General features: G+C 71.0%; 5 protein-coding genes and 1 pseudogene. 5 read left to right on the top strand and 1 reads right to left on the bottom strand.

The window, feature by feature from the left end; genetic code table 11:
- Both ACTS11_RS13700 and ACTS11_RS13695 read left to right on the top strand, forming a co-directional pair.
- A pseudogene (locus tag ACTS11_RS13700) lies at positions 1–358 on the top strand (beta-ketoacyl-ACP synthase I); the annotation flags it as partial.
- 7 nt (positions 359–365) lie between these two features.
- Positions 366–1,154, top strand: a complete 789-nt coding sequence (locus tag ACTS11_RS13695) for an enoyl-ACP reductase FabI (protein ID WP_442640862.1) — start codon at positions 366–368, stop codon at positions 1,152–1,154.
- Positions 1,155–1,216: 62 nt separating this feature from the next.
- Here ACTS11_RS13695 and ACTS11_RS13690 read toward each other — a convergent pair whose 3' ends face one another.
- On the bottom strand, positions 1,217–1,645 hold the full coding sequence (locus ACTS11_RS13690) for an FKBP-type peptidyl-prolyl cis-trans isomerase (RefSeq protein WP_442640861.1): 429 nt from the start codon (positions 1,643–1,645) through the stop codon (positions 1,217–1,219).
- 181 nt (positions 1,646–1,826) lie between these two features.
- Between ACTS11_RS13690 and ACTS11_RS13685 the strand changes: the two genes are divergently transcribed.
- From ACTS11_RS13685 to ACTS11_RS13675, 3 genes are read left to right on the top strand one after another with little or no spacing between them, the layout of a single operon-like run.
- Positions 1,827–2,516 carry a haloacid dehalogenase type II gene (locus tag ACTS11_RS13685; RefSeq protein WP_442640860.1) on the top strand — a complete coding sequence of 230 codons (690 nt, stop codon included), beginning with the start codon at positions 1,827–1,829 and terminating at the stop codon, positions 2,514–2,516.
- Positions 2,513–3,349 carry an alpha/beta fold hydrolase gene (locus ACTS11_RS13680; protein ID WP_442640863.1) on the top strand — a complete coding sequence of 279 codons (837 nt, stop codon included), beginning with the start codon at positions 2,513–2,515 and terminating at the stop codon, positions 3,347–3,349. The genes ACTS11_RS13685 and ACTS11_RS13680 overlap by 4 nt, the downstream gene beginning before the upstream one ends.
- Positions 3,346–4,317, top strand: coding sequence for a threonine ammonia-lyase (locus tag ACTS11_RS13675; protein WP_442640859.1), 972 nt, complete (start codon positions 3,346–3,348; stop codon positions 4,315–4,317). The genes ACTS11_RS13680 and ACTS11_RS13675 overlap by 4 nt, the downstream gene beginning before the upstream one ends.
- Positions 4,318–4,330 lie beyond the last annotated feature (13 nt).

Genomic DNA, 4,330 nt, shown 5'->3' with positions numbered 1-4,330 from the left:
GGGCGTGAGCTCCACCAACGCCCACGGCACCTCGACGCCCGTGGGCGCCGTGGGCGAGGTGCAGGCCGTCCGCCGCGTCTTCGGCGAGGGATCGACGCCCCCGGTCAGTTCCACCAAGTCGATGACCGGCCACGCGCAGGGCGCGGCCGGCGCCATCGAGGCGGTCTTCTGCCTCCTCATGCTGGAGCACGACTTCATCGCGCCCTCGATCAATGTCGAGACGCTCGATCCCGCCCTGAAGCCCGAGGAAATCGCGACCGCGACGGTCGAGAACGCCGGCCTCGACACGGTGATGACCAATTCCTTCGGGTTCGGGGGCACGAACGGCTCGATGCTCCTGTCCCGCTTCGACGGGTGATGCACACATGAACGAGTTGATGAGGGGCAAGCGCGGCCTGATCATGGGCGTCGCGAACGAGCGTTCGATCGCCTGGGGGATCGCCCGTGCCATGCACGAGGCGGGGGCGGAGCTGGCCTTCTCCTACCAGGGCGAGGCCTTCGGCAAGCGGGTGGAGCCGTTGGCCGCCTCGCTCGGCTCGACCCTGATGGTCGATTGCGACGTGATGGACGACGCCTCGATGGACGCCTGTTTCGCCCGGCTCGGCGAGGAATGGGGCAGTCTCGACTTCGTCGTGCACGCCATCGCCTTCTCCGACAAGACCGAGTTGACGGGCCGTTTCATCAACACGACGCGGGAGAACTTCCGCAACTCGCTCACGATATCCTGCTACTCGTTCATCGACGTGGCCCGCCGCGCCTCGGAGCTGATGCCCGATGGCGGCACGCTGCTGACGATGACCTACCAGGGCTCGAACCGGGTGACGCCCTACTACAACGTCATGGGCGTGGCGAAGGCGGCGCTGGAATCCTCCGTGCGCTACCTCGCCAACGACCTCGGGCCGCAGAAGATCCGCGTGAACGCGATCAGCCCCGGCCCGATGAAGACGCTGGCGGGCGCGGCCATCGGCGGCGCGCGCAAGACCTTCAAGACGACCGAGGCGAACGCGCCGCTGCGCGCCAACGCCACGCTCGAGGCGATCGGCGGCACCGCGGTCTACCTCGCCTCCGACTGGGGCGCCTGCACCACGGGCGAGATCATCCTCGTGGACGGCGGCTATCACGTCCTGGGCATGTTGCAGCCCGAGAATCTCTGACCGGGAATCTCTGGGCCCCGGCGCCGCGAACGGCGCCCGGGCGCAGCCGGTGTCGCCCGCCCTCAGGCGACCGAGACCAGTTCCACGTCGAAGATCAGGTCCTTGCCCGCGAGCGGGTGGTTCGCGTCGAGCGTCACCTGGGCGTCGGTGACTTCCGTGACGGTCACGGGCACCGCGCGGCCGTCCTGCGTCTGGACCTGGAGCTGCGTGCCGAGGTCGAGCGGGATGTGATCGGGCACCGCCTCGCGCGGCACCTGCTGGATCGCCTCGGGCCGGTGCGGGCCATAGGCGTCCTCGGAGGCGATCGTGACCTTCTTCTTCTCGCCGACGGTCATGCCCGAGAGCGCCGACTCGAGGCCGGGGATGATCTGGCCTTCGCCGAGCTTGAAGGTCAGCGGGTCGCGCCCCTCCGAGCTGTCGAAGGTGGTGCCGTCGGGAAGGGTTCCGGTGTAGTGAATGGACACGGTCGTGCCCGGCTGTGCCTGGGTCATCGGTTCTCTCTTTCCTGTCGATGGGTGGATTTCGCGAGGCCACGCCGTCCGGCGCAGGGCTGCCGCAGTCAATTAACCCATGAGTTTAGGCCTTCCGGCCCCGGATTTGAACCCCGGCGGCCGGAATTGTAGCCGCCGCGCGCATGTGCAAAGGTCTTCGCCAACGTGCGGGAGGGACGGCATGGACGGAATACGGGTCTGCGTGTTCGACGCCTACGGGACGCTTTTCGACGTCTCGGCGGCGGCCCGCGCCCTGGCGGAGGAACCGGGGCGCGAGGGCTTCGCGGCGGTCTGGCCGCAGGTCTCGGCCGACTGGCGGACGAAGCAGCTCCAGTATTCGTGGCTCCGCGCCGTGACGGGGGCGCATTGCGACTTCTGGCAGGTGACGCAGGACGGGCTCGACTGGGCGCTCGAGAGGGCCGGGATCGGAGACGCGGAGCTGCGCGAGGCGCTTCTCGGCCTCTACCGGCGCCTCGCGGCCTACCCGGAGGTGCCGGAGATGCTGTCGCGCTTGAAGGACGCGGGCCGCGCCACCGCGATCCTGTCGAACGGCAGTCCGGGGATGCTGGCCGACGCGGTCGCGAGCGCCGGTATCGGCCCGCATCTCGACGCCGTGCTCTCGGTCGAGGCGGTCGGCGTCTTCAAGCCCGCGCGCGCGGTCTACGACCTCGTCGGCGCACGCTTCGGCCGCGCGCCCTCCGAGGTGCTCTTCGTCTCCTCGAACGGCTGGGACGCCGCCTCGGCCGCCGCCTGCGGGTTCCGAACCCTCTGGGTCAACCGCGCGGGCGAGCCGGTGGACCGTCTGCCGGGGCGGCCCGAACGCGTGGCGCGCGACCTGACCGGCGTTCCGGCGCTTCTGGGGATCGACTGATGGACTACGTGATCGCAGCCGATGGCGTGAGGCTTGCCTACGACGTGACCGGGGAGGGCGCGCCGCTCCTCTGCCTGCCGGGCCTCACGCGCAACATGGAGGATTTCGAGCCCGTGGTGGAGGAATTCGCCTCCCGCGCGCAGGTGATCCGCATGGACTTCCGTGGCCCGGGCGCGTCGGATCACGCCGATCCCGCCACCTATCATGTGCCGTTCGAGGCGCGGGACGTGCTGACGCTGCTCGACCATCTCGGTCTGCCGAAGGTCACGATCCTCGGCACCTCGCGGGGCGGGATCGTCGCCATGGTCCTCGCCGCCACGGCGAAGGAACGGCTTTCGGGCGTGATCCTGAACGACATCGGCCCCGTGGTCGCGCAGGAGGGACTGAACGCGATCATGGGCTATATCGGGCGGCCGCCCTCGGCGCGGTCGCTGGCCGAGGTCGCGGCCTTCTATCCCACGTTCTACGCCGGCGTCTTCGAGAACGTGCCGCCCGCCACCTGGGCCGACTTCGCCCGCCGCCTCTTCCGCGAGGAGGGCGGGCGGCTGCACCTGCGCTACGATCCGCGCCTGCGCGAGGCCGTGGCGCCCGCCTTCGAGCCCGGCGCCGTCGCGCCCGATCTCTGGCCGCTCTTCGATGCCTTCGCGGGGTTGCCGCTCGGCCTCATCCGGGGCGCCAACTCCATCTTCCTGTCCGCCGAGACCACGGCCGAGATGCGCCGGCGCAGGCCCGACATGGCCTATGGCGAGGTGCCCGGCCGGGGCCACGTTCCCTTCCTCGACGAACCCGAGGCGCAGGCGGTGATCGCCGCCGTTCTGGAGCATACGACATGACCGACATTTCCATGATCGAGGCCGCGGCAGAGCGCGCGCGGGGCATCGTGCGGCGCACGCCGCTCCTGTCCTCGCCCTTCCTCGACGCCGTCGCCGGGCGGCGCGTCCTCGTGAAATGCGAGGCGCTCCAGCACACCGGGAGCTTCAAGTTCCGCGGCGGCTGGTCCGCCGTCTCGGCGCTGCCCGAAGAGGTGCGTGCGCGCGGCGTCCTCGCCTTCTCCTCGGGCAACCATGCGCAGGGCGTCGCCCGCGCGGCCGAGCGGCACGGCGTGCCCGCCACGATCATCATGCCCGCCGACGCGCCGCGCCTGAAGATCGAGAACACGCTCGCAATGGGGGCGGAGGTGGTGCTCTACGACCGCGCCGGCGGCGAGGACCGCAACGAGATCGGCGCGCGGCTCCGCGACGCGCGGGGGCTGACGCTGATCAAGCCCTTCGACGAGCCGCAGGTGATCGCGGGGCAGGGGACCTGCGGCCTCGAGATCGCCGAACAGGCGGCGGAGGAGGGCATCACGCAGGCGACGGTGCTGACGTGCTGCGGCGGCGGCGGGCTCACCTCCGGGATCGCGCTGGCGCTCGAGGCGCGCGCGCCGGGGATGGTCGTCCGCCCGGTCGAGCCCGAGGGTTTCGACGACACCGCGCGCTCGCTCGCCGCGGGCACGATCCAGCGCAACGCGGGGCCCGAGGCGGGGTTCTGCGACGCGATCCTGACGCCCGCGCCGGGCGGCATCACCTTCCCGATCATGCAGCGCCTCTGCGGCCCCGGCCTCGTCGTCACCAACGAGGAGGTGCGCGAGGCGATGCGCCAGGCGTTCGACCGCCTCAAGGTCGTGGCCGAGCCCGGCGGCGCCGTCGCGCTGGCCGCGGCGCTGTTCCACGGGGAGGCGCTCGGCAAGGGTCCGGTGATCGTCACGATCTCGGGCGGCAACGTGGACCGCGCGCTCTTCGCCGGGGTGCTCTCGGCCTGAGCTATTCCGCGGG

The organism is Roseicyclus sp. (assembly GCF_052168335.1).
In the GTDB taxonomy this organism is placed as follows: domain Bacteria; phylum Pseudomonadota; class Alphaproteobacteria; order Rhodobacterales; family Rhodobacteraceae; genus Roseibacterium.
This window is presented reverse-complemented; position numbering and strand designations above follow the sequence as displayed.

Coding starts and splice junctions, on each gene's coding strand:
- ACTS11_RS13690 (WP_442640861.1), bottom strand. CDS start 1,645: ATGACCCAGGCACAGCCGGGCACGACCGTGTCCATTCACTACACCGGA.
- ACTS11_RS13695 (WP_442640862.1), top strand. CDS start 366: ATGAACGAGTTGATGAGGGGCAAGCGCGGCCTGATCATGGGCGTCGCG.
- ACTS11_RS13685 (WP_442640860.1), top strand. CDS start 1,827: ATGGACGGAATACGGGTCTGCGTGTTCGACGCCTACGGGACGCTTTTC.
- ACTS11_RS13675 (WP_442640859.1), top strand. CDS start 3,346: ATGACCGACATTTCCATGATCGAGGCCGCGGCAGAGCGCGCGCGGGGC.